The sequence below is a fragment of the Hymenobacter qilianensis genome (assembly GCF_014489555.1).
Lineage (GTDB): Bacteria > Bacteroidota > Bacteroidia > Cytophagales > Hymenobacteraceae > Hymenobacter > Hymenobacter qilianensis.
This window is the reverse complement of the sequence record NZ_CP060784.1, coordinates 4,038,435-4,062,640: the sequence shown is the minus strand read 5'-3', so window position 1 is coordinate 4,062,640 and position 24,206 is coordinate 4,038,435. Positions and strand designations below refer to the sequence as shown.

Annotated in this window: 24 protein-coding genes and 1 pseudogene; 11 read left to right on the top strand and 14 right to left on the bottom strand. The window is 56.3% G+C overall.

What is annotated here, in order from left to right; translation table 11 throughout:
- Nucleotides 1–90: 90 nt before the first annotated feature.
- On the bottom strand, nt 91–2,475 hold the full coding sequence (locus H9L05_RS18365; protein WP_223284556.1) for a glycosyltransferase family 2 protein: 2,385 nt from the start codon (nt 2,473–2,475) through the stop codon (nt 91–93).
- Nucleotides 2,476–2,992: 517 nt separating this feature from the next.
- Between H9L05_RS18365 and H9L05_RS18360 the strand changes: the two genes are divergently transcribed.
- Nucleotides 2,993–3,607 (top strand): glycoside hydrolase family 2 TIM barrel-domain containing protein, encoded by a 615-nt coding sequence (locus H9L05_RS18360; RefSeq protein WP_187732145.1) that lies wholly within the window; start codon nt 2,993–2,995, stop codon nt 3,605–3,607.
- On the top strand, nt 3,601–4,173 hold the full coding sequence (locus H9L05_RS18355) for a hypothetical protein (protein WP_187732144.1): 573 nt from the start codon (nt 3,601–3,603) through the stop codon (nt 4,171–4,173). The genes H9L05_RS18360 and H9L05_RS18355 overlap by 7 nt, the downstream gene beginning before the upstream one ends.
- 86 nt (nt 4,174–4,259) lie before the next feature.
- Here the strand turns inward: H9L05_RS18355 and H9L05_RS18350 are convergent, their stop codons facing one another.
- The 4 genes from H9L05_RS18350 to H9L05_RS18335 form a co-directional block, all read right to left on the bottom strand.
- A complete protein-coding gene (locus tag H9L05_RS18350; RefSeq protein WP_187732143.1) occupies nt 4,260–4,670 on the bottom strand; it encodes a rhodanese-like domain-containing protein in 411 nt (136 codons plus the stop codon).
- A 173-nt stretch (nt 4,671–4,843) separates the two neighbouring features.
- Nucleotides 4,844–7,009 carry an NAD-dependent DNA ligase LigA gene (ligA, locus tag H9L05_RS18345; RefSeq protein ID WP_187732142.1) on the bottom strand — a complete coding sequence of 722 codons (2,166 nt, stop codon included), beginning with the start codon at nt 7,007–7,009 and terminating at the stop codon, nt 4,844–4,846.
- 157 nt (nt 7,010–7,166) lie between these two features.
- Nucleotides 7,167–7,700 carry a DUF4920 domain-containing protein gene (locus tag H9L05_RS18340; protein WP_223284555.1) on the bottom strand — a complete coding sequence of 178 codons (534 nt, stop codon included), beginning with the start codon at nt 7,698–7,700 and terminating at the stop codon, nt 7,167–7,169.
- A 44-nt stretch (nt 7,701–7,744) separates the two neighbouring features.
- On the bottom strand, nt 7,745–8,530 hold the full coding sequence (locus tag H9L05_RS18335) for a TapB family protein (RefSeq protein WP_187732141.1): 786 nt from the start codon (nt 8,528–8,530) through the stop codon (nt 7,745–7,747).
- Nucleotides 8,531–8,742: 212 nt separating this feature from the next.
- Here H9L05_RS18335 and H9L05_RS18330 point away from each other — a divergent pair, with 212 nt between their 5' ends.
- The 5 genes from H9L05_RS18330 (at nt 8,743) to H9L05_RS24160 (ending at nt 10,722) form a co-directional block, all read left to right on the top strand.
- Nucleotides 8,743–8,994, top strand: coding sequence for a hypothetical protein (locus H9L05_RS18330; RefSeq protein ID WP_187732140.1), 252 nt, complete (start codon nt 8,743–8,745; stop codon nt 8,992–8,994).
- Complete coding sequence (locus H9L05_RS18325; protein WP_187732139.1) at nt 8,987–9,319, top strand: hypothetical protein; 333 nt, start codon at nt 8,987–8,989, stop codon at nt 9,317–9,319. The genes H9L05_RS18330 and H9L05_RS18325 overlap by 8 nt, the downstream gene beginning before the upstream one ends.
- A gap of 3 nt (nt 9,320–9,322) precedes the next feature.
- Nucleotides 9,323–9,847 (top strand): GNAT family N-acetyltransferase, encoded by a 525-nt coding sequence (locus tag H9L05_RS18320; RefSeq protein WP_187732138.1) that lies wholly within the window; start codon nt 9,323–9,325, stop codon nt 9,845–9,847.
- A 231-nt stretch (nt 9,848–10,078) separates the two neighbouring features.
- Complete coding sequence (locus H9L05_RS18315) at nt 10,079–10,555, top strand: cytochrome c oxidase subunit 3 (RefSeq protein WP_223284554.1); 477 nt, start codon at nt 10,079–10,081, stop codon at nt 10,553–10,555.
- A complete protein-coding gene (locus H9L05_RS24160) occupies nt 10,555–10,722 on the top strand; it encodes a hypothetical protein (RefSeq protein ID WP_223284553.1) in 168 nt (55 codons plus the stop codon). The genes H9L05_RS18315 and H9L05_RS24160 overlap by 1 nt, the downstream gene beginning before the upstream one ends.
- Before the next feature lie 77 nt (nt 10,723–10,799).
- Here H9L05_RS24160 and H9L05_RS18310 read toward each other — a convergent pair whose 3' ends face one another.
- From H9L05_RS18310 to H9L05_RS18300, 3 genes are all read right to left on the bottom strand, one after another.
- Complete coding sequence (locus H9L05_RS18310) at nt 10,800–11,210, bottom strand: TonB family protein (RefSeq protein ID WP_187732137.1); 411 nt, start codon at nt 11,208–11,210, stop codon at nt 10,800–10,802.
- A gap of 83 nt (nt 11,211–11,293) precedes the next feature.
- Nucleotides 11,294–11,737 (bottom strand): T9SS type B sorting domain-containing protein, encoded by a 444-nt coding sequence (locus H9L05_RS18305; protein ID WP_187732136.1) that lies wholly within the window; start codon nt 11,735–11,737, stop codon nt 11,294–11,296.
- 38 nt (nt 11,738–11,775) lie between these two features.
- Nucleotides 11,776–13,536, bottom strand: a complete 1,761-nt coding sequence (locus tag H9L05_RS18300; protein WP_187732135.1) for a hypothetical protein — start codon at nt 13,534–13,536, stop codon at nt 11,776–11,778.
- 162 nt (nt 13,537–13,698) lie between these two features.
- Here H9L05_RS18300 and H9L05_RS18295 point away from each other — a divergent pair, with 162 nt between their 5' ends.
- Nucleotides 13,699–15,282, top strand: coding sequence for a M1 family metallopeptidase (locus H9L05_RS18295; RefSeq protein WP_187732134.1), 1,584 nt, complete (start codon nt 13,699–13,701; stop codon nt 15,280–15,282).
- Nucleotides 15,240–15,740 (top strand): T9SS type A sorting domain-containing protein, encoded by a 501-nt coding sequence (locus H9L05_RS18290; protein WP_187732133.1) that lies wholly within the window; start codon nt 15,240–15,242, stop codon nt 15,738–15,740. The genes H9L05_RS18295 and H9L05_RS18290 overlap by 43 nt, the downstream gene beginning before the upstream one ends.
- Here H9L05_RS18290 and H9L05_RS18285 read toward each other — a convergent pair whose 3' ends face one another.
- A complete protein-coding gene (locus tag H9L05_RS18285; RefSeq protein WP_187732132.1) occupies nt 15,741–16,439 on the bottom strand; it encodes a hypothetical protein in 699 nt (232 codons plus the stop codon).
- 123 nt (nt 16,440–16,562) lie between these two features.
- On the opposite strand from H9L05_RS18285, the gene H9L05_RS18280 reads away from it, so the two are divergent.
- Nucleotides 16,563–17,030 (top strand): hypothetical protein, encoded by a 468-nt coding sequence (locus H9L05_RS18280; protein WP_187732131.1) that lies wholly within the window; start codon nt 16,563–16,565, stop codon nt 17,028–17,030.
- Here H9L05_RS18280 and H9L05_RS18275 read toward each other — a convergent pair.
- From H9L05_RS18275 to H9L05_RS18265, 3 genes are all read right to left on the bottom strand, one after another.
- Nucleotides 17,027–17,497 (bottom strand): DUF2147 domain-containing protein, encoded by a 471-nt coding sequence (locus H9L05_RS18275; protein ID WP_187732130.1) that lies wholly within the window; start codon nt 17,495–17,497, stop codon nt 17,027–17,029. The two genes, H9L05_RS18280 and H9L05_RS18275, sit on opposite strands and share 4 nt — an antisense overlap.
- A 155-nt stretch (nt 17,498–17,652) precedes the next feature.
- Nucleotides 17,653–18,096, bottom strand: coding sequence for a DUF2147 domain-containing protein (locus H9L05_RS18270; RefSeq protein ID WP_187732129.1), 444 nt, complete (start codon nt 18,094–18,096; stop codon nt 17,653–17,655).
- Between the two features lie 708 nt (nt 18,097–18,804).
- Entirely contained in the window at nt 18,805–19,386 is a 582-nt protein-coding gene (locus tag H9L05_RS18265; protein ID WP_187732128.1) for a C40 family peptidase, read from the bottom strand.
- Between the two features lie 203 nt (nt 19,387–19,589).
- On the opposite strand from H9L05_RS18265, the gene H9L05_RS18260 reads away from it, so the two are divergent.
- Nucleotides 19,590–21,398, top strand: coding sequence for a M61 family metallopeptidase (locus H9L05_RS18260; protein ID WP_223284552.1), 1,809 nt, complete (start codon nt 19,590–19,592; stop codon nt 21,396–21,398).
- Nucleotides 21,399–21,647: 249 nt separating this feature from the next.
- Here H9L05_RS18260 and H9L05_RS18255 read toward each other — a convergent pair.
- Both H9L05_RS18255 and H9L05_RS18250 read right to left on the bottom strand, forming a co-directional pair.
- Nucleotides 21,648–23,587, bottom strand: a pseudogene (locus tag H9L05_RS18255) (KUP/HAK/KT family potassium transporter).
- 60 nt (nt 23,588–23,647) lie between these two features.
- Nucleotides 23,648–24,160, bottom strand: a complete 513-nt coding sequence (locus H9L05_RS18250) for a hypothetical protein (protein WP_187732127.1) — start codon at nt 24,158–24,160, stop codon at nt 23,648–23,650.
- Nucleotides 24,161–24,206: the final 46 nt, after the last annotated feature.

Sequence of the window (24,206 nt, the reverse complement as noted above, 5' to 3'; positions counted from 1 at the left end):
AAAAGCCCCCAGAAGTAACCTGGGGGGCTTTTTTATGGGCTAATGCTGCGTTTTGTAATGTCTATAACCGCCTTTCCTACAGTTAGTTAATTAACTCTTAATTGGAATAAAGGCGCTCAGCTTCAATGAATCAGGGCGACTGGTATGGGAAAGCGAACCAAAAAGAAGGGCTTTTATTTCCAGGAAGGTACTGGTTAAGTGCTCGGACTGTGCCTGCAGGGACTGACTCGGTTGTAAAGGAGCCAGCAGCATAATAGGCATGCTGGTCAGTTCGGCTCGCTCAGCGAGCTGCAAGCGTAGGGAACGGTACTTTCGCAGTGATTTAGCCATTGCATCCGGCCCCGATGTCATACAATCGGCCGCAACCCAATCGAGGTAAGTGGCACCGGGAAAATACGCGGCAATCGAATCGGAAGAGGGAGGCGTCCAGACCCAAACCGCGCTGGTATCGCCAGAGGCTCTGAAGTTAGTAACTAAGCGTTGCCAAGTACGACGATACGCCGTAGGATTACTAGCTTTAATAATGGGCCGAAGCATCACAGGCTTATTATTATCCCGAATAGCGGCTACCGCCTGCTTCCAGTTAGTATCGTTAAAGGAGCCGTTTCGGACTTCCCAGCTTAGTACCAGGATATTACCTTGTGTATCTGCTTTCTGGAGAGCTTCCGCCGATATCTGCGGAGCTAATGCCGGGGGCAGGCGTATTTCCTGAATCGGTGAAGCTAAATCGGCTCCTGCACGAGAAGGCAAGGAAGTGGAAGCTGACCACATGGATGCTGAGGAAGTCGCAGCGTAGCCCATGCGTACTTCGCCTACACCCGAACGCGTCCAGATAAGGTCGGGGGAAGGAGCAGTGCTATCCAGCCACAAACCAACTCCCAGGCTAATAAAAGAGTGGGCAGTGAACACAAAGAAGGCGATGTAGACGGCGGCTGTCCGAAAGCGGGGGAAAAGCTCACCGTCTCGCCCGGTAATGAGCTGCTGGCTTTTAGCCACAAGCCAACGAGCGGGACTAAACGAGTTTGCAAAGCGCAGCAAACCCTTGAGGAGATTATGCTGAGCCATTAGCACCGAAACTCCCAGAATAGCAGCGTTGCTCATGGCCAGCGCCATCATGAGCAGCGCGTAAGGTGTTTGTATCAGGTAATGCCCATAACGCGCGGCTGCTACGCAGACAACAGCCATCAACAGATTGGGAAGGCTAAGCAGCCACTCATTTCCGGCGTGGCCATCTTTGGGGGTGGGGATGTAAGGAACGCGTATTCTGAGCAGCGTATAGAGAAGGCCCAGGCAATAAATCCACCAGGTACCTATTCGCAAAAAGCCCCCCGTCAGATGCAGTCCGGCCTCATGGGGTTCCCGTAGCCAGCGTTGCGCATTGTACCGAATCAGCATGGAAATAGCCACGATGGGCGTCATGTGCAGCACAAACTGGGGGAGCGACAAATGCCACGGGAACTCAGCAAGTGACAGTGCCAGAATCGGAACCAACAGATCGATGAGGGCCACCACACCGGAGAAGAAATACAGAGGCAGCGTGAGATAGTGCAGACGCTGCCGCCAGGTAAAGCGCGAGAAAAGCGTTGGATACACCCGGAAAAGCAGCTCGAAACTACCTCGGGCCCATTTCAATTGCTGCGCATAGTAGGCTGCTAATGAAGCTGGCACCAGGCCCCGGCTCACAATCACAGGCGCGTACACCGACTTCCAGCCCTGCGCGTGCAAGCGCATAGCCGTATGCATATCTTCCGTGAGGCCAGCCGCGTGCCCACCGATGCTGTCCAGGGCCGTGCGTCGGAAGGTACAGTTGGCCCCAATGGCCTGGGCCGTATTGTAAGAATTCATGCCCATCATCAGCGGGCCATAGAAGTGGTAAGTTTGCTCGGCCGCGCCGCGGGCAATCAGGCTTTCCTCTTGGTTTCCATAAGCCTGTACAACCTGCACATAACCCACTGTGGGGTCAGCGAAGTAATCCACCACTCTATCCAGAAAGTCAGGGGTGGGCTCGTGGTCGGGGTCCAATACTACACATAGCTCGCCCGTCGCCTGGCGGAGCGCATTGTTGATGTTGCCGGCCTTGGCGTTTATTTTTTGCGTACGGGTAACGTGAACTATCCCTAACTCCTGACAGATCTGGCGCAGATACGGATCATCGCCCTCGTCGCAGAGGTAGCTGGTGTGGGGGTAGCGAATGGCCTGCATGGCCCGCAGCGTACGCTCAATCATATCCAGCGGCTCGCCGGGGCAGGCCGTAGTAAGCACATCAACCGTGTACTGGTGGTTTGTGCGCGCCGGCAGAATTGGCTTGCTGACTTGCACGTAGTGGTACCACTCGTGCAGCATGCGCAGTAGCTTGAAGCCCAAGGAAACGGTGAGCAGCCAGAACAAAAGCGGATAGCCAATATGGTCAGAGTCGGCAAACCACCACAGGAAGTGGCCTGTCAGGAGTACCCCGATCAGAACTAAAATGCGCATTTGTCGCACCCCCTGCACAAAGTTGTATTTAACTTTGTGTTCCTCTGAAACAGGCACGTGCTTTGGCATCAAAGGCTTTGCTGGTATAAGTGTAGTGCGGGTGATATCTGGGGGCATCGAAAATTAACTCTTGGAAAGGCCAGTCATTTGAATTCAGCCTCTGATCAAGCTCAATATTGGTACGATAAATCCAAGTACTGTTTGATGTTTTTGGATAAAATTAATTGAAATTGCGTCCTGCTCCTTTACTTACGCTGACTCCTTTTTGTTATAAAAAGTCAGATTACAAATAGCTTCCGATAACATGCCTCTCAACAATCGTTCTTATTATTTTTTATGGTTGAGCTGCATATGTATCATGCTTTTTAGCTGTCATTCAGATGGTAACAAAGCAGATGCTTTAACTCAGGTACCGACAGGAGTACTACCCGTACAGATAAAAAAGACGGCAACGGGCTACCAGCTATTGCGAGGTGGTGAGCCTTACTTTATCAAAGGAGTAGCCGGGTTACAACAATTGGACCGTGTAAAGGAGCTGGGGGGCAATTCTATTCGCCTCTACACGACTAACTACGCTGACGCTATTATGGACAAGGCCCAGGAGCAGGGCCTGACGGTAATGCTGGGATTGTGGATGAAACCTGAGTATGAAGATTTTGACTATTATGACCGTAAGGCAGTGGCGTTGCAGAACGACGAGATTCGCCGACAAGTTCTCCGGTTTCGCAACCATCCCGCCTTATTAATGTGGAATGTGGGGAATGAGTTGGACAACCATACCAATAACCCGCGAGCATTCCAGATTCTGAACGACGTGGTAAAGATGATCCATGAGTTGGATCCTTATCATCCCGTCACGACTACGATGACCAGTAGTCTGCATATGGTAACGGCTGTGGAGCGCTTTTGCCCCGATCTGGATGTGCTGACGGTGAACGTATTCAGTCAGTTGGGTCACATCCGCTCTCACCTAGTTGGGAACGGCTGGTCAGGACCCTACATTGTCGGTGAGTTTGGGGCGCGAGGCTGGTGGACAGGCGAAGCCCCAAAACCAAATGGAGGGCGCCCATGGACCAAAGCAGCGACAGGAAAGCTGAGTACATCCGAACCCGATACGAGAAAACAATGGTAGGTGACAAAGACCATTGTCTGGGCGGATACGTCCTGTACTGGGGGCAGCGGTTTGAGCAGACGTCCATGTGGTTTAGCTTATTCACGCAGGGCGGCGAAAAGACTGCCATAGTGGACATGATTCACTATTTGTGGACGGGCAAATCGTTGCCGAACAAGGCTCCGGGCCTGAGGTCATTTCGGCTGAATGGTAAAACGCAGTTGCGAAGCACTTTCCTGCGAGCAGATAGCACTTACGAGGCCAGCGTTGTTGCATCCGACCCCGAAGGCGACTTGTTGGCTATAGCGTGGGAAGTAGTGCCCGATGTCAATGAGAATTTTATTCTCCCCCAACATCGTACGGCTCGCGAAGCTTTGCCGGGCGCCATCATTAAGTCTGAGGGTACACGGGCGCTGGTGAAAGCGCCGGCCAAAAAGGGGGCGTACCGATTGTTGGTAACAGCAAATGACGGGAAAGGCAGTGTAGCAACACATAGCTACCCTTTTTATGTCGGAAAGCTCACAGCGGCGGATATAAAGAATATTTCGCAGGGTAACTTCAAGAAAAAAGCCCCCGGAGTACACTAGGGGCTTGTTTTTAAAATATACATACGAATTCTAGGTGGCTGGTTAGACTCATCGCAAGCACTTCACCTTCAAGCGCCGGATCAGCATTATTCGGTTTTCAAGCCGCCAGCCTGCAAGGTTTTGAAGGCGCCTGCGTTCACCACTTTTGGAAAACCTTTTGCCTTCATAAGCTTGCTGGCCTGCCCACTCCGGTTGCCGGAAGCGCAATAAAGGATGTACGTTTTGGTAGTATCAAGCTGCGCTATCTGCTGAGCAAAATCAGGGGCCCGAAAATCGACGTTTTTAGCACCCCGCACATGGCCTGTCGCGTACTCGGCAGGTGTGCGAACGTCCAGTACCACCACGTTGGGCTGCTTGATAAGCTTGGCTGCCGTAGCTACATCTACTGCTCCCACTGCTGGCGCGGAAACCTGCTGGGGGGCTTTTTGGGCCGAAGCAACAGGAACCAGAACAGTGATAGCGCAAAGCAGGCCAAAGCCCCGAAAAAGGGTTTTCATAACAGGAAGTCAAAAAGGAGAAGAAAAGTGGCCAGCGGCTCACTCCGGCTCGACCGGGCCGCCTTGTATAACTGTGGGCTAGGGTGGGAAGGTCCTGGCCCCGGGTGGAAGGCCAATGTGACCCACAGTATAGAAGGCGGCCCGGGAGCCGGCTGGGTGCGTGAGCGCAAGCGCTAAAACAACGAACCCTGTTGACCTGCTCCGCCGCCCGTCGCCGGTGAAGGCGTAGCAGGGGCGGGATAAGTCGGCGGCTCCACCGGCTCATTGTCCGGCGGGGTTACGGGCAAAGATACAAAAATGTCTGGCTCCGCAATCGTTTCCGGAGTCGGTAACATGGCTATTAAATCGTTTTCATTGATGATTGGTACTTTTAACTCTATTGCCTTTTCGCGCTTGGCCGGGCCCATTTTGTCGCCGGCCACTAGGTAGCTGAGCTTTTTGCTGATTGACCCCGTCACTTTGCCACCATGCTGTTCTATTAGCTGCTGCAACTCATCACGACTATGGTCTTCGAAAACTCCGGATAGCACGAAGGTCGAGCCCGCAAGGCGGTCGCTAACGGCCTTAGGTGCTTCACCAGTCAGGGCCATCTGAACACCTGCGGCATGCAGGCGGGTAACGATTTGGCGATTAAAATCATCCTGAAACCACGCTGCTGCCGACTCCGCAATCACGCCGCCAACTTCCGGTACGGCCGCCAGCTCGGAGGCCGATGCGGCTGCCAGAGCATCAATGTTTCGGTAATGAGTGGCTAGTTTATCGGCCACAGTTTCGCCCACGTAGCGAATGCCCAGCCCAAATAGCACCCGATCAAAGGGAACCTGCTTGCTGGCTTCAATACCAGCCAGCAAGTTCTGGATAGACTTTTCGCCCAAGCGCTCCAGGTTCACCAACTCATCGCGGCGCTGCGGCAAGTCGTATATGTCGGCGGGAGTAATGACAAGACCCAAGTCGAAAAAGCGGCCCACGGTTTCGGCTCCTAGGCCGTCGATATTCAGGGCTTTGCGCGATACATAGTGCTCCAGGCGGGCCTTTAGCTGCGGCGGGCAGCCGCGCTCATTCGGACAACGATAATGGGCCTCACCGGCGGGGCGGATAAGGGGCGTGTTGCAGGCCGGACAAGTGGCCGGAAAGCTGATAGGCTGGCTGTCAGTGGGGCGGGCGGTGAGGTCTACCCCGGTTATTTTGGGTATGATTTCACCGCCTTTTTCCACGAATACCATGTCGCCGAGGCGTAAGTCGAGGGCGGCAATCTGATTGGCATTGTGCACGGAGGCGCGTTTAACTACAGTGCCGGCCAGCGGAACGGGGTCTAGATGGGCTACGGGCGTCACGGCGCCGGTGCGGCCTACGTTGTACTGCACTTCCCGCAGACGGGTACGGGCGGCCTCAGCAGGGTATTTATACGCAATGGCCCAACGTGGGCTCTTGGCCGTGTAGCCCAGCACTTCCTGCTGCCGAAAATTATCGACCTTGATTACAATGCCATCGGTAGCAACGGGTAGGGTAAAGCGCTTTTTCTCCCACTCATGTATGAAGTCGAGCACTTCATGAATAGAATGACACCGCCGCCAGCTATCCGACACGGGCAAGCCCCAGCTTTGCAAGGCTTCGAGCGAAGCGCTGTGTGTCGGAAAAGCCCCCCGGTTCGGACTGAGAAATCCGTAGGAAAAAAAACGCAGGCGACGGGCCGCTACCAAGGCCGAATCTTGCAGTTTGAGGGCGCCGCTACAGGCGTTGCGCGGGTTGGCTAGTAGTGCTTCCCCATTTTGCTCACGCTCCTTATTTAGCTCCTCAAATACATTCAGGGGCATAAATACTTCCCCACGGGCTTCAAACTCGGCCGGCTGATTAGCGGCGGGACGTAGGTGGAGCGGCAGATTTTTGATGGTACGCACATTGTTGGTGACCACGTCGCCACGGGTGCCGTCGCCACGCGTTACGCCCTGGGTAAGCTGGCCATCGGTATAAGTCAGGCTCATGGCCACACCGTCGAACTTCAGCTCGCAGACGTAGTCGAACTCGTCGCCGCCCAAGCCGCGGCGCACCCGCTCATCGAACTCGCGCAGGTCGGCCTCCGAGTAGGTGTTGCCGAGCGAGAGCATAGGGTAGCGGTGCAGGGCCGTTGGAAACTGCTTGGTAATGGTGCCGCCAACACGCTGAGTAGGCGAGTTGGGTAGCGCGAACTCCGGGTGCTGCTGCTCCAGGCGCTGCAATTCGGCCAGCAGACGGTCGAATTCCGGGTCCGGAACTTCAGAAATATCCTTCTGATAATACTGGTAATTGAGGTGGTGGAGGCGCTCAGTGAGGTCCTTTATCTGGTCTTGTATGGCAGTCATGGAACGTAGTGCGTTGGCTTTGCAAGCTACGGATTTGAGCAGATGCCGTTTCTTCTTGTGCGATTGTTGCTTGTGAATTTGAACAGGGTCCAAAGAAAAAGCGGAACGGAGTCGTATGGCTACAACTCAGTTCCGCTTTTTTCTTAGCTACTAAAATCTAAAGGCTTTTTTCCATAACCAATACGCCATCGGCCTCAAAATTAAGCTGTTGCTCGGGCTTGGTGATAGCCGCAACTTCCTTCTCTGATTTGCCCGCATCGGTGGCGTAGTGGCGCAAATCACTAACGGGAACGGTTTCGCGGTGGGCCCAGCCGTTGATGACGACGGTTTTGCCGCTGATGTCTTTCGGGACAAAAAAACCGTAATCCTTGAAGCGGACGCGCATTTGTTTGCCGTCGGCAATAGCCATCGTCATCCAGCAGCCTTTCGCCTGACACACCTCCGTAGCCTTGCCAACCAGCTTTACCTGCGCCGAATCTTTGGTGCCCAGCAACTGGGTAAGCTGAGCGACGGGCACTGCATTGGCGGCTGTGATTGGCGCCCCGTATGTCTTGCCACCCTCAACTGCGGCACTAGGGGGCATTTTCTCGGTGGCAGCCGGGGTCGAAGTAGCGGTGGCGTCGGAAGAAGGAGAAGACTGACAAGCGGCCAATAGTATCAGGCTGGCTACCAGCAAAAAAGGCTTAGACATGACGGTTTAGGTTAAAGGTCAGAAACAGCTCCCGAAGGTAGTGCTTACGGCTGATTGCCGGGGTTGCGAGCGGTGAGAAGCCGTGTTTCGGCCAGCTTACCGTTCTTGTTGTAAACCTCCGTTTTGACGATGCCCACGGCCGGCGAGTAATAATCAATCACGCGGGTGCGGGTGCGCATCACCATGTCCTCGCGGGGCGCTACGCTGGCCTCACGCTCCGACTCTACTTTGTAGCACTGAAAGGTGCCAGCCGGCGTGACCAGCGTAGCCGGACCACTGACGATCCGGCGGCGGCGCACGGTGGTATTTACCTGGGCAATATCGACGGCGGAGCTGCTCACCTGCACCGAAACCCCGCCGTTGGGCAGCATGGAGCCTACGGTGGGCTCATTGGGCCACGCCAGTCCTACGGGCGCGTAGGCAAGGCGACGGTCGCGGAAGGAAGACATATTCTTGAATTCTATCTCACTCATGCCGTCGGTGAAGGTAGTATCCTGGCGGCAGCCGTAAGTCAGATCCTGAATGCGGACCAGGCGGTTTTTACCGTCATACAAGCCGCTTTTAACCAAGGCCGTGTTGGTCGTGATGGTTTCCTTTTTGTTGGTCTGGCTTCCCAGGCTTACCACGCGCTGCCGAATGGTGCCGGCAGGCTTGCCGCGGTCATCGGTGATGGAATACACCAGCTCCATGTAACTATCAAGACCAAACGGGTGCGTGCAGTCGAGAGAGGTAGAAACAACCGGTGCGGGGAGCGAATCCTGGGCCTGGGTAGTGAGGCTCAACAGAACCAGGGCGCATGCGCTAAGCAGAGAGCAATAGGATTGGGGCATGAGAGTAAGGTTTTTGGCAGCAAATGCGGCTACGGCTGAGCTTCCATACGCTATATGGAATATAGTAGATAATAGCCGAATGCACAAAATTGCGTTTGCCCCTGGCAGGTGGTAGCTTTCGAACCCAATACAAAACCGTGCCTCACCTCGCACGTTTAGCAACTTGGCCCCTGTAGGGAGCCGTATCTCTCATTTCTATTCCGCCCCAACTTATGGCTGACTCTTCCTCACAAAACGCCCCAAACTGGGCCGATACCGCTGCTTCGTTGCTCTCCAAGCTTTCTGGCGGTGTGGAGCTATCCTGCGCCTTCGACCAGATAGAATTGCAAGTGCCCAACGCGCAGAACCCCGCCGCACCCGCCGCTACCTGGCGCCTGAATGGCTCTTTGCGCATTCGTACCCGCGGCGAAAACCCCGGCAGCGGCCAACAATTGCCCCCCAGCAACCCTTCCAGCCTTGGTTAAGGGCCTAGAAATAGACGCACGCCTGGTCATCTCCTACAACGACGACCACGTGCAGGTGGCGGGAACGGGCAATTACCTCATTGTCAACTTCCCGAGTCAGCGCGTGCTCGACGCGGCCACGAGCGGTCCGCCCGGCCCCAAGAAGCCCAAGCCGCCCGGCTTCGACCCGCTGCAGCAGCTCCACAATCTGGCGCGCACGCTGGGCCTGGTGCTGGAGCTGCGGGTGGCCGGCAAAACCCACGTTACGTTTGGCGTTGGCGGCGCCCCCAAAATCCACTTCAACGCTGTTCTCGGCAAAATCGGGTCATTCTTCCGCGGAAACTGATTTATGCCGGAACTACTGATACGTTCTGCCGTCGCTGCTGATGCGGCCGCCATTCAGGCTCTCTACCTCGCGGTAGCGGAGCAGGGTGGCGGCCTGGCGCGGCAGCCCGCCGAAATAACGGTCGAGTACGTGCATACTTTTCTGACGCGCAGCCTGGCTACGGGAGTGGCCTTGGTAGTGGAGCGGCCTAATGGCGCCGGTCTGGCGGGTGAAATCCATGCCTGCTCCAGCGGCTTGCAGATCTTTGCGCACGTGCTGGGCGAGCTGACAGTGGCCGTGCACCCGCAGCATCAGGGGCAGCATCTCGGGCACCGATTGTTCAGTGCCTTATTATCTATCATTCAGCAGAAATATCCCCACGTTCGGCGCGTAGAGCTGCTGGTGCGCGAAAGCAACGGGCGCGCCATTGCGCTCTACGAAAAGCTCGGCTTTCAGCGGGAAGGACGTTTGTTGGGGCGCGTTTCCGTCACGTCAGGGCAGTATGAGGCCGATATTCCCATGGCCTGGCACGCTCCGTTGTTTGGGTAACAGGCTTCAGCAAGGGGTAAGGCCGATGGGGGAGAGGCCGCGCGGCCTACGGGCAAAGCCTAACTGCTTAGAGGCGAGTATGCCGGCACAAAAATTAGCACTAAAAAAGCCTGGTCGGCGGCGGCTGATTTGCGTATCTTGGATAAACCAAGTTGCGGCTTCAGACCCACTTTTTCGGAACTAAAGGCCGCCGGATTGGTTTGCCCAAGCACACGCTGCCACCTCCAGCTAATGAATTCTGACAAAGACTCTAGAAATAAAGTGGGCGCGGGCCAGCCAGCATCCACACTTTCCCGCATGGAGCGTATGCCACCCATGCAGATGCTGCTGTATCTGAGCATGATAGCCAGCACAGTGCTGTTTGTGGTACTTGCTGTGGCCTATGCCCAAACGCGCTTTAATAGCGCCATGCCGCAGGGCATTCACCCGTTTCCGCGCTACTTCTCCATCAGCACTATCGTGTTGCTGGTCAGCAGCTACACCATTAGCCAAGCCCGCCGGCTCTACCAGCAGGACGATGTGGCAATGCTCACCCGCTGCCTAGGCGCTACGCTCTTGCTGGCAGCCATTTTTGTGGGTTTGCAGGGTTTAGGGTGGCGCGAGCTAATTGCGCAGGGCGTTTTCTTCAATGGTGAGGCCAGCGGCACGTACGTATATCTGCTGTCGGCGCTGCACATTCTGCACTTGCTGGGGGCGTTTTGTTTCTGATGATTCTGTTTCTGCGCACCGCCCACGCCGCCCGCGACGGCGTGCGAACCTTGGTATTCATCCGCAACCCGTACCGCCGCCGCCAGATTCAGATGCTGGGTTTCTACTGGCACTTTCTGGATGGCTTATGGATAGCGCTGTTTGCCCTGTTCCTGTTTTTGTATTAGGCTCGATTTAAAACATAAAAAAAGCCCCCAGAAACTTTCTGGGGGCTTTTTTTATGTTTAAGTCTGCTGACGACCGGCTATTGCTTAGTGACTTCCGAGCCGGGAGCCGGAAAAACAACCGGCAGCAGCATGCTCATGCCGGGCGGAAACACATTGAGCAGGTGCGGCGGCATCGTTTTAATCACGCGGATGGCCTCGGCGTCACAGCTGGGCTCCAGCGACTTGGCGATGCTGGGATTGATAATCCGGCCGGCATCGTCGCGCTCGAAGCGTACGTGCACCGTGCCTGCAACTCCCTTCGCACGAGCCTGCTCCGGGTAGCGGGTATTTTCAGCCATGTACTTCCGCAAGCCATCAAAGGGAGTGGGCTTGCGGACTGATGCCGCGGCCTGGGCTGGGGCGGCTTTCGGGCTGGTTTGGGCCAAACTGGGAACGGTAGCGGCTAAAAGCAAGGCCAGCAGGAAGCCAGCGTTCTTGGTAAAAATCATATCGAAGCGAAGAGAAGACGGGTGGAGCTGTGCAAAAGTAATGCTAGAGTAGCACAGCACCACCGCTACCGCCCCCGCCGAGGCTATCGCGCAATCGTAACGTTGCCTTTGTAGCGCCGCTTATCGGTATACACGATCAGGTAGTAGTAGGCGCCGGCCGGCATATTGCTGCCGTCCCAGCGGAAGTTGCGGCTGGTGGAAGTGTACACCTGCTTGCCCCAGCGGTTAAAGATTTTGATGTCAGAGAACTCGGCGTTGCAGAAGTTGGGGGGCAAATCGCGCAGTTCGAAGAAGTCGTTGGTGCCGTCGGTGTTGGGCGTGAAGATGTTGGGGGGCAAAAAGGTGAGCGTATCCGCGCTTGCCACCTCGAAGCGCACCGTTCTTTGTTGGCCCACGGGCACGCAAGTGGCTTCCCGTAGCTGAAACGTAACCTCCAAAGGGGTCGCCAGCGTGGTCTGGTCGCAGTTGGGTTCCCACCGGAAAATGCCCGTAGCCCGCCCCGCGCCATTGGTCGGCACGAAGCTCATGCCCGCCGCTGCCAGATCGAAGTTATTGCCCGCCGCCGTCAGGGTAAGCTGGTCGGTATCAGCGTCAAGGCCTTCCAGCGTCGCCTCAAAAAAGCCCCCAGCACCCGCCGAATGACGATTGGCTCCGCGCTGAGCGCGGCCGGAAAATCGGAGGTGAGCGTGGGCGGCCGGTTGTTGTATTCCACCTGTACCGGTATCACTATGGTAGTTGCCTGCCGCTCGGCGCAGGGCGAGCCTGTGGCGACCAGCTCAAACTCGAAAAGCCGCTGGTTGGTAGTAGGGCAGGGCACGCGCCAGCTAAAGCGGCCTTGTACCTGATTGCCACTTATCCCCTGAGTAAGTTGGGCGCCCACGGCGGCCGCCTGAAATCCGCGCCCGGCCAAGGTGAGCGTAATCGGGTCGTTCTCAGGGTCCGTGACGGCTACATCGAACGTAACCAGGTCGCCGGGGCGGGCGCGCAGGGGAAGCGGGTTGGCGGTAGTGGTGATGCGCGGCGCACCATTGGGCACCGGCGCGGACGTAAACGCTACCCGCACCGTATCGCGCTTTGGTAGGGCACAGCCATCATCAGCCACAATAACATCCACGAAAAACACTTTGCCCTTTGTGTCCAGGCAGGCCGGAAAACACAGCTGCGACACCAGCGTATCGGGCGCGCCGGGGGCACGAACCAGGCCTTGCGTAATGCTCGCGAAAGTGGGTAGGGGGCCGGTAAAGTTTACCGGGTTCAACGATAAAGTCAGGCGAGAAGTAGGGTTGGGGTCAGTGAAGCGCAGGCGGACGCAACGGTCAGCGTTGGGCTGCAGGCGTAGCGTGTCGCGGCTGGGTTGGTAGGCGCGTGGGGCATTGGGCATGAGCACCACCATTTCGGGCGGGATATTGCTGGGACAGTTGAGCACTTTCAACTGAAAATCGCGCCGCACTTCCCCAATCTTCTCGCCCTTGCGGTACTCGGAGCACTTTATTCCAAACACGAATAGCCCAATTTGGGTAGGCCGCACTTCCAGCCGGCCTGTAAAGCGCCCGATAGAAAGCGTGGGCGCGCCCGGAATCTGGTTGAGAGTGCCGAGGCCGGGGTTCCAGTTGATGGAGGAATACGGGGCGGGCGCGGCCACTACAGGCTTGGGGTCGGCGGGGTCGGAGCTGCCGTTGAGCGGCGTTACTAGCTCATACACCAGCGAGTCTTTGTCGGCGTCCTGGCCGCTGAAGTTGTAGTAGAACAAGTCGCCGCGGCAGGCATAGTCGCTTAGCGGGGGGAAAATGCGGGGCGTAGAATTGACAAACGGCTGCCCGTTGCGCACCACGGCCGGAAACTCCAGATAGAAAGTTTGACCCGCATTGCCAGGCAGCACAATATTGTTGATGCCGTTGTTGCGGCAGCAGCGCTCCACCACCGCATAGTAGCCGCCAGCGCTGTTATAGATGCTGGCTGGCAGCTCCACCAGGCGGCTATACACCAGGCTGCGGGTGACCAACGAAGGCTGCGTACAGGCTGGGTTGGTGTAGGCCACAAACGTGTTGGTAGAAAGCGGCAGCACTACATTTTGCAGGCGGCGGTTCGAGCCTTTCTCAAAGATGCTGACCGTCAGATCCTGGTCCAGGGCGCCGGGGTTGCCATTCAGCGCATCAAAGTACAGGTTCAGCGTGATGCGGTACGTGCTGCCCGACTGGTACTGCAAATCCAGTTCGCCGCCTACGATATGAGTAGCCGCCGCTTGTTGGGCCAAAAAGCTGCAAACCAGAAGCAGCAGCAACCGCAGTCGGTTGGGAGCTGTAAAAATGCGTAGAGGTGTAAGCATTAGTCGAATAGCTTGGTAATCAGGGCGGAGTTGTCTCTAAATATACAACTTACGGCCCTGGAACCCACTTTACCAGCCCAGAGTTTTTAGCATACCCGCCACTATCTTGGCCCACTGAAAAGGGCGTAAACTTCAGGCGCCATTTGCCCTCACTTTTCCTCCATGACGCGCTTTCTGCTTTTCTGGGTTTGCCTGCTGGTAATGGGCCATAAAGCCTCGGCGCAACGCCCTGCTTACCGCCCGGTAGCAGCCGACCTGCATGGCTCGGCGGCCCGTGGGTGCGCCGAAACGCGCTTGCGTACCAGCGTCAGGCAAGAGTTGACCACGCCGGCCCACCGTCGCCTCATGGACCGTTACGACGTGAAGTACTACAAGCTGGACCTGGCTCTGGAGAACAACACCCGCGCCGTGGCCGGCTCCGTGCGGCTGCGGGCGCGCTCTGGGGGGCAAATTTTAGATGTGCTGGCCTTCGAGCTGCACCCGGCGCTGCTGCTCGACTCGGTGCTGGTGAACGGGCGCCGCACCCCCGCGCCGCGCCGCGAGGCCGGCGATGTGAGCGTGACACTGCCGCAGGCAGTGGCGGCTAATTCGTTGTTCGACGCGGTTATTTATTACCACGGCACGGCTCCCAACGGCAGCTCAGCCGCCATCGGCAATGCCCTCGACACGCGCTATGTGCCCCGCTACGATGTGAACGTGACCTGGAGCCTGAGCGAGCCTTTTCACGCATACGAGTGGTGGCCCTGCAAGCAGGTACTCACCGACAAAGCCGACTCCACCGACGTCTGGATTACCACCAAAAATCCGAATAAAGTGGGCTCCAACGGCGTGCTGACGCGCGTGGTGCCGCTGCCCGATAACCGCAGCCGCTACGAGTGGAAATCGCGCCATCCTATTGCCTATTACCTCGTTTCGGTGGCCGTAGGGCCGTATCTGGAGTATGTGAACTTTGCCAATCTGCCTGGCGGCGTGCGGGTGCCTATCGTCAATTACGTTTACAATCAGACGGCGCTCAGCGATAACAAAACGGAAATAGACCGGACGCCTGCTTTTATGGAGAACTTCTCGGCTTTGGTGGGGCCGTATCCATTTGCCAGTGAAAAATACGGCCATAGTATGGCGCCCATCGGCGGGGGCATGGAGCACCAAACCATGACCACCCAAGACGGCTTCAACTTCACGCTCACTGCCCACGAGCTGTTTCACCAGTGGTTTGGCAATAATGTCACCTGCGCTTCCTGGGAAGATATCTGGCTGAACGAGGGCTTTGCTTCCTACGGCGAATACCTGTCGTTGCAGGCCCTTGCCACGCCCGAAGCCGCTCGACTATGGCTCGATCAGGCCCATGAGCAGGTGCAGTTTCGGATAGACCGGATAACGGGCAACCGCACGGATACGCCCGGCGGCAGCGTGCGCGTACCCGATACCACCAGCGTCGGCCGCATTTTCGATCAGCGCCTGAGCTACAAGAAAGGGGCCGCGGTGGTGCACATGCTCCGCTACCTGCTCCACGACGACGTCAAGTTCTTTCGGGCCCTGCGCACGTTTCAGACGACCTACGCTGGCCGCACCGCCCGCACCACCGATCTGCAGCGCGTGTTTGAGGCGGAGGCCGGCCGCTCGCTGGGGGGCTTTTTTGAGCAATGGTACGCCGGTGAGGGCTATCCGATATTCAGCGTTCGCTGGAATCAGGTGGGGGCAATTTGCTGCTGCAAACCACCGAAGCTGCCTCCATGCCCACCGTGACGCCCTTTTTTGAAACTGAGCTGGACTACAAAATCACCTTCGACACGGGCAATAGCCAGGTGGTGCGGCTGCGGCATAGCAAGTTGGTTTCCGCCTATAGCGTACCCGTCGCGGGCATCGTTACCGGTATCGAGCTTGACCCGGATCAATGGGTGCTGAATGCCACCGGCCCGATTTCACGCAATACTGCTTTGGTCGACATTGGCAGCGCGGGCCGCATGCTGGCCAGCGTCAGCGCTTATCCGAATCCCTGCCGCGATTTTCTGGCGCTGGCCGATCTGCCGGAGCCGGTGGAAGCCGTGGTACTAGATGCCGTGGGCCGACGGGTGCTGCGCCAACAGTTGAGCCCGGCCGCTAGTCAGCTGAATACGCTCCCGTTAGCCAGCGGGCTATACCATTTGTTGCTAACGAGCACTATTACCGGCGAGCAGAAGCGGCTGCGCTTTGTACGCGAATAACTATAAACATCGAACAGGCAACAAAAAAGCCCCCCAGGCACACGCTGGGGGGCTTTTTTGTTGCCTATTCACGGGCGTATTCCGCAATGCGGGCTTGCACCTGCTCATCGGCGGGGGCAGCTGGTAGACGGCCGCTATCAGCTCATCGAAGGAGTGCGCCGGGGTGAAAATGTCGTCGTGGTAGGGATTGGCAAAAAACCGGATGAACCCCGGCTGCTCATTAATACTGATCAGATCGATGGTAATGCTGCCGTAGCGCTGGTTGCACCGGCCGGTTTCCGAGCAGTCTTTAGGCTGAGGCTTCAGAAAATGCTTGTCAATCGTTTCGGTGTAGCTGGGGTGCACCAACTTGCGTTGGTCGGAGGTCGAGAGGTTGTAGCCGAGCTCCAGCACCCGTTCGCAGGTGAAGTCGAAGAAATGGCGGAAGTTACCCGGCCCGATGCTGGGGTCGAAGAAGAAAATGGCCCCCTGTCGGCCGCAGTCAGTGATCAGCTGCACCCGCAGACCCTGGCTGCTGCCTACTCCGGCTTTACGAAAGTGATACGCTTTAAAGTACGGACCAGCCCAGTTCAGGTAAACGCGGTCGGCGAGCCACTGCTCGTGCCGTTTCACCTGAGCCGGCGTGCGCACGGCCGGCTGCCAGTCGGTCCGGTTGGGAGCCGAGCGTTGACTTAAAAGCTGTTTTAAAAAAGTAAACAAGAGCGATAGCGAGGGATTATAGGGAGCAACATTACCCGTCTGAAATAGTTTTCTCGGCGCGGTGCAACGCACAGCTCAAAACAGGCATCTTTTACCTCTTTATCTCTAAGCTATTCTATGCAAATGACTGCCAAACAACGCACTGCGCTGCGTCAGCAGCTATTGGCCGAATGCCGGCGGGCCCAACAGCAAAAAGCGGATACAGCCCGCAAAGCCATGCTGCTGGTAGAAGAAAGCGCCCACGAAACCCAGGGCGCAATCGAAGATAAGTTTGAGTCGTTTCGGGAAGCCTGCCATATTCAGCGCGACCTGTTCGCTCGTCAGCTGGATGAAGCCCTTACGGGCTTACAAGTGCTACAGCGCGTTTCGGATGTGCGTCCTTCCACGGATAAGCCCAGCCTGGGCTCCGTCGTAGTCACCGATAGCCAGACCTTCTTTATCGCGCTGAGCCTAGGCGAAATCAAAGTCGAGGGGCAGCCATATTGCGTTATTTCCGCCTTTTCGCCCATTTATCAGGCTATGACGTCTGCCCGGCCCGGCGACGCTTTCACCTTCCGCGGCAAATCGTACCAGGTTCAGGCGGTGTATTAAAGGCCGTATGGCTCCGCGGAAGCTGCTCGCTTATTTAGCCCCATGACCTGCGGCTTCACCCGCGACCAATAATGAGAGCGCCCAATTAAGGAGAAGCCGATGTAGCCCTTCACCTCCATGCGGTCTTTGCTGACCATGCTGAGGTAGCAGGAATAGGTGCGCCCATTCATGGGGTCATAAATCCGGCCGTCTTCCCAGCGGTCATCATCGGGGTCATAGCTAAGATTTTGTATGACCACAAGATTGAGCAGGGGCTGATTGCGCTTTTCTAGCTCGGGGTTGCGACGGTCGGTTTTGGGCAAATTAGTCGTCGAATCCAGCGGCTCGCTTAGCCACACCAGCCGCCCACACAGCTGCTTTGAGTTGCCGCACCGATAAATCTCGACGTGGGTTTCGCCCGCATCATCCTTCCACACGCCCAGCGGGGAATGGGTTTGGGCGGCTGCGCCCCTATGGTTGCTAGGCACAGCAACAGCGTAAGGAAAAGGTGTTTCAAGAAAAAGAAGTTGAGAAGAAGAACCCGCCGCACATGTCAAACCTACGTTCAGGAAGCTCTAAGGTACAAAAAAGAGCGACGCCCCGGTTGGGGGCGTCGCTTTTACGTGCCAGGAGCAGGTGCAGTTTATTTTACGCGGGTCCAGGTCTGGGAGCGGCCAATCATGGAGAAGCCGATGTAGCCTTTCACCTCCATGGTGTTGGCGTTTTCCATCTTCATGTAGCAAGAGTAGGTTTTGCCCGTCTCGGGGTCATAGATCTTGCCATCGTCCCACTTGTTGCCTTCGTCGTACTCGAAGCCCTGCATGAACACGAGGCCCAGACGCGGCTTGGAGCGCAGCTTCGGATCGGGGTTCATCGAGTCGGTTTTGGGCTTGCCCGTGGCCGGATCGTTGGGTACCGTTAGCGACACAATTTTGCCGCAGAGTTTGTCGCCGTTGCATTTATAGATTTCAAACGTGGCCTTCTTTTCAGAGTTGGTCCACGTGCCCAAGGGCGAAAGTGACTGGGCCGAAGCCAATCCAGAGTAACCCAACAGTAGGGTTAGACAGAGGAACAAGGTTTTTTTCATGAGGTAAAGGGTAGGATTTGTGGGAAAAGATAGAAGAAAACTCCTGAATTATGGTAATCACCCAAGAGGTTCTGCTAATGCTGGGCTTTGCAAGTTTGAGGCCAGCCCCGTTTTCGGCTACCCCAGGTGCAAAGCCTGAATTTTATTCAATGAAAAACTGCTTGATCCTCAGCTATCTGACCAAAAATATTAGCCACTGAGCTAAAAAAAGGGTTTTTTATTTTGAACCATCCGGGGTCCTTTTAACTTTACCGATCAGTAGTGAGTGCTACGGCCTCTATCAAGGGTCCCTAAGGTGCTGGGAAACGCGAATGAGGAATGTTGGATCTAAAGAAAGGAGGTACAAAATGTCTAGTAGTCCCAACCAAATCCTGCCAAGCCTGTCGAATGTAGTCTGCTTCACCGCCGGACGCGCTTAACAACAGCTTTCGCGCGGAATTATGCCCCAACAGGGCTTTTTCCCGCATTCTGGCAAGGTCTTACACAAAGGATGACGGGGCTGAACCCCAGACTCGTCGCTTGGTAAGATTTGAAGGATTAGATGCCCGGTTCGCCCAGCAGCCTTTCAATAGGTTCTGCACAGGCGGCTGGGCATCGTTTTTTTAGTATGGTTCAATACTGTGCATTGTGTTGATGAGTTCCTTTTACAAAAAAGCCCCCCAGACTTGGTCTGGGGGCTTTTTTGCTTTGTATTGAATAAGAAATAGTTTATTCAGCATCGAGCACGCGGCGCACGCCCATAAAGCGGCGCTCATAGCCAGTATTATCCACCGCGCTTATTTTCACGCCCGACTCGCGGCGGGCCGAGGACGAGTGAATGAAGCGGATGGGCTCGCCGGCCTTTGAGATGATAATGCCAGCGTGGCCGGGCTCGGTAGAGGTCTCTGCGGTGCCCGTAAATATCACCAGGTCGCCGGGGCGCGCCTGACTGCGCGGAATGGGGCGGCCGGTATTGATGAGCATGGCTGTAGAGTGGGGCACATCAATGCCAAAGCGGCCGTACACGTACATCACAAAGCCCGAGCAGTCGAAGCCGCTGGTAGGGGTGGCGCCTGCATACACGTAGGGAGTGCCCAACTGCTCCATGGCAAAGCGCACCACACTATCGGCGCGTGGCACGGGCTTATTGCTGACCCACACGGCGGCGCGGGCCCGAGTTTGAGAAACTGGCGAAGTGGGCGCAGCAACCGAAGCTGCCTCAACAGGAGCTTCTGAAGGCTGGCGCTGCCAAACCAACAAGCTGAGCATCAGCACAGCTAAGCCGATAAAGGTGATCCAGACGTAGCGCATAGTAGATAAGACGAGCCGTGGGGTGAACGGCCCTCCTGTGCGCCTTAACGGCGCAGGTTGGGTGTGGGTTCCGGTGAGCTGAGCATGGCCGTGTGCTAAAGGGTAAGCTGGGGGGCAAATTTCAGCGTTACTTTGCAACCTTGGAGGTATTCCTGAGTCTAGCCCTCCAACTACTGCTTCCTTCACTCACACCCCTTTACTTCATGCCTCATTTTCGCTTTCGTTTGGTGCTGGTCGCAGCACTGCTACTGTTTTTTTGTCAATTCAGCGCGGTTCTGGCGGCGCCTACGCTGCGCTACACCTTGGCTATGCCAGCTCCGCAAACCCATTTTTATGAAGTAGAAATGGCGCTGGGTGGCTTTGGTAAACAGTTCACCGATGTCAAAATGCCCGTGTGGGCGCCCGGCTCTTACTTAGTGCGCGAGTTTGCCAAGCACGTGGAAGGCTTTGAGGCCACGGCCGGCTCAAATAAGCTGCGTGCTGAGAAAATCGATAAAAACACGTGGCGCGTGTATCATCCGCGCACCAAGGACTTTACCGTTCGCTATCGCGTGTATGCCTACGAGTTGAGCGTGCGCACCAGCTTTCTGGACGCCGCCCACGGCTACCTCAATGGCACCAGCGTGTTCATGTATCCGGCCGAAGGCAAGGCCCTGGCAAGCACTATCACCGTGCAGCCCGCCCCTGGCTGGAACCAGGTGACAACCAGCCTGAAGCCAGTGGCTGGCGGTGCGCCCTTCATCTTTAGCTCCAGCAACTACGACGAGCTGGCTGACTCACCCATCGAGATAGGGACCCATAAAGTATTGTCGTTTGAAGCCAACGGCACGCCCCATACAATTGCCATGTTTGGCAATGCGCGCTACGACGAGGCCAAACTGCTGGCCGATATGAAGCGGGTGTGCGAGGAAGCACATCGGGTAGTAGGCAAAAACCCGCTGGACCGCTACGTATTCATCATCCACAACATTGAGCGCGGTACCGGTGGCCTGGAGCACCTGTTCTCGACTACCTTATCCGTTTCGCGCAATGCCTATAGCACCGATGCTGGCTACAAAGGCTTTCTGGGGCTGGTTGGCCACGAATATTTTCACCTCTGGAATGTCAAGCGCATCCGGCCCGTGGCGCTGGGACCGTTCGATTACGACCACGAGAACTACACGCGCATGCTCTGGCTGAGCGAAGGCGGCACCAGCTACTTCGGCGACATCATCGTGCAGCGGGCCGGCTTCGTGACTCCCAATGACTATCTGGCGAGCCTGAGCAACGGCATCACGCGCGTAGAAAACCAGCCGGGCAATAAGCTCCAATCAGCCAGCGAATCGAGCTTTGATGCCTGGATTAAAGGCTACCGCCCCAACGAAAACTCCGCCAACTCCACCATCAGCTACTACGACAAAGGCGAGCTGATTTGCACGGTGCTTGACCTGATGATCATCAACGAAACCAAGGGCCAGAAAAGCCTCGACGACGTGATGCGCTATCTGTACCAGCGCTACTACGAGCAGCAGCGCCGCGGCTTCACCGATGATGAGTTTCAGGACGCCGTGGAGAAAGTGGCCGGTCGCCGGTACGATGAATTTTTCCGCACTCGTGTGTACGATACTCAAACCCTCGACTACGCCACGGCCCTCGGCTACGCTGGCCTGACGCTGGCCACGGAGCCCGCGGCCACCACGGGCGCTCTGGGAGCCAATGTGAGCACCGCGGGGGGCAAACTGACCGTGACCAGCGTGCTACGCGATGGCAGCGCCTGGCAAGGTGGCCTGAATGTAAACGACGAAATCCTGGCCCTCGATGGTAACCGTCTTTCCGACGACCCCAACAAAGCCCTGACCGGCCGAGCCGCTGGCACCGAAGTGAAGCTGCTGGTAGCCCGCGACGGCCAGATGAAGGAGCTTACCTTCCCGCTTCTGGCCTCAACTGGTCGCCGCTACCGCGTGGAGAAGCTGCCAACTCCGAGCGCGGAGCAGCAGGCAGTGCTGGCCAAATGGTTGCGCACAGCCCAGTAGTATTACATTATTCGTAAGGCACAAAAAAGCCCCCCAAACAATCTCTGGGGGGCTTTTTTGTGCCTTACGAATAATGTAAGGCAAGCTGCCTGTGTTACAGCTGTGAGAACGAGGGAGAGACGCAAGATTTTGCGTCTCGTCGTTGAACGATTGACGCCAGGCTTGGTACTACTCAAGTAAACAACGACGAGACGCAAGATTTTGCGTCTCGTCGTTGTTTACTTGAGTAGTACCAACTCAATCGTATAGTTAACGGATGCGCTCTAGCTCTACCTTGCGAACGGGCGCTATAACCAGAGGTACTTTCTCTACTTTAACGGAGCTGGTTTCCAACCCGAAATACTTCTCTTCGGAAGCAATAAACTGCTTGATATAGAAATAGGTCTGCATCACTAGTTTCTCCATCAGCGGGAAATCATTCTCGACTGACAGGTACTTTTCCAGCACAATAAACCGGAAGTCGCCGGTCACGTGCTGCTTGCTCAAGGATTCGTAGCGGGACGTAATGTCCACTTCCTTATTGCGTACCAATTCCTCAATCACCTGGCGGAAATAAAGGTTGATTCGTTGCTCCACCCGAAACCCTAAGCGGAACGTGATGCGGAAGGCATCATCGGGCGCGAGCTCTACCACTTTGTATTGCATGGTATACGGCTCGTCGGTGGTGTCTACGTGCACAAACCAGTAGATATCAGCTCGTTTGGGCCGCTTCTGAAAGATGGAGTAAATGATTTTGGACTCGATTTCGGTAGCGCGCTCGGCCGAAGTCATGAACACCAGGTGCGTCGAGTATTTGGGAATTGAATCGTCGTCGCTGAGGTCCTTCAACGACTGCATATAAGGCTCTATTTTCACAAACTCCGTGAGGCGACGCTTGATATAATAGGCCCGCAGCCACACGTACATCACCCCAATCAGCGCCAGCCCGATAGCCAGCGACACCCAGCCGCCGTGCGGAAACTTGATGAGGTTGGCAATCAGAAAGGCTCCTTCAATCAGGCCGTACACTACCGCAAACAGCACCACGATAGGCATGGCCACCCGGCGCGAGCGCAGCCACACCACCAGCAGTGTGGTGGTCATGAGCATGGTGAGCGTGATGGCCAGCCCGTAGGCCGCTTCCATGTTTTCGGACCGCCGGAAGTACAATACGACCCCAATGCAGCCCAGCAGCAACAGCCGGTTCATGCTGGGCACATAAAGCTGGCCTTTTAGATCAGTTGGATAGTTAAGCTTCACTTTGGGCCACATATTCAGGCGAATAGCCTCGGCAACCAGCGTGAATGAACCCGTGATAAGAGCTTGAGAAGCAATGATGGCCGCCATCGTAGCGATACCAATACCAATGAGCAAAAACCACTCGGGCATTAGCTCATAAAATGGGTTGCGGCCACTGAGCTGCTGGCCCTGATGCTCAATCAGCCAGGCGCCTTGCCCAAAGTAATTGAGTAATAGGCAGGCTTTTACAAAAATCCAGCTGATGCGGATGTTGCCTTTGCCGCAGTGCCCAAGGTCGGAATACAGCGCTTCGGCACCAGTGGTACACAGAAAAACGGCCCCCAGCAGCCAGAATCCGCCGGGAAAGCGCACCAACAAATCGTAGGCATACGCAGGGTTGGCCGCACGCAGAATGCCAGGATGCTGCGAAATCCAGACGATACCCAGGGTGGCCAGCATGCTGAACCAGATCAGCATAATGGGCCCGAATGCTTTTCCTACTATTTGAGTACCAAAGCTTTGCATTAAAAACAAAGCCGCCAGAATCGCAATGACGATGGGTACCGTCGGGATACCCGGGTACACGGCTTCCAGTCCTTCAATGGCCGACGAGACGGAGATAGGGGGCGTAATAATGCCATCGGCGAGTAGGGCAGCACCGCCAATAATAGCGGGTATGGTAAGCCAGGCTGCCCGCCGCCGCACCAGCGCGAAGAGCGAAAAAATGCCCCCTCACCGTTGTTGTCGGCGTTGAGGGTGAGCAATACATACTTGATGGAGGTTTGGAGGGTCAGGGTCCAGAAGACGCAGGAAATGCCGCCGTACACAAGGCGCGGATCAATATTACCCGGCACAATGGCCTTCATTACATAAAGCGGCGACGTGCCAATGTCGCCGTAGATTATACCAAGCGCGATAAGCAACCCGCCGGTAGAAACGGCGGTGTGCGAGTGCGATTTTGTGGCGTCCATGAAAGTGAGGGGGAAGAGGAAAAGTTAATGCCAGGCAAAAACGCCCAAAGGTAAGGCAAATCAACTCGTAGGATCCGGTGTATGAGCTGGGGGAGCAGGTGGCTCTGGCCAGGAGCCTGTGTCGGATTCGGTGGGGGGCAAATCCGTGGCCCAGGCAGCCACGGCCGCGGCCGCCGCTTCTTCGTGGCGCCGCTGGATGCGACGGTTGGCCTCAGCCGCCAGTTTCTGCCAGGGCAGCGGGTCGCCGGCCAACGCAAAGTGCAGCGCCTCCCGCCCCGCCCGGTACAAGCGCAGCCGATTGGTGCCTCGGCTACCATAAGCCAAAAGCAACGCTCCCGCCGTGAGGCCCAGGGCGGCGGGTACGGTGCGCAGCCAGTTTTGTAAAAAAGCTAATGCAAAGCCAGCCAGCGTAATACCGCCCAGCAAAAACCATAGCAGCCACCGAATAGGCTTAAGCTCCACCGCATCCAGTTCCAGCAGGGCAAAGCCCTGTCCGTCTACTTCCAGCGCGTCAGCCGTCAATACCAGGCGGCCGTTAGCGCTGCGCAGCGTAGGTTCTTCAGAAGGAAGCATGGTGGGAAATATAGATGTTTCTAAGGAGCTGTTTGCGTTAGCTAGA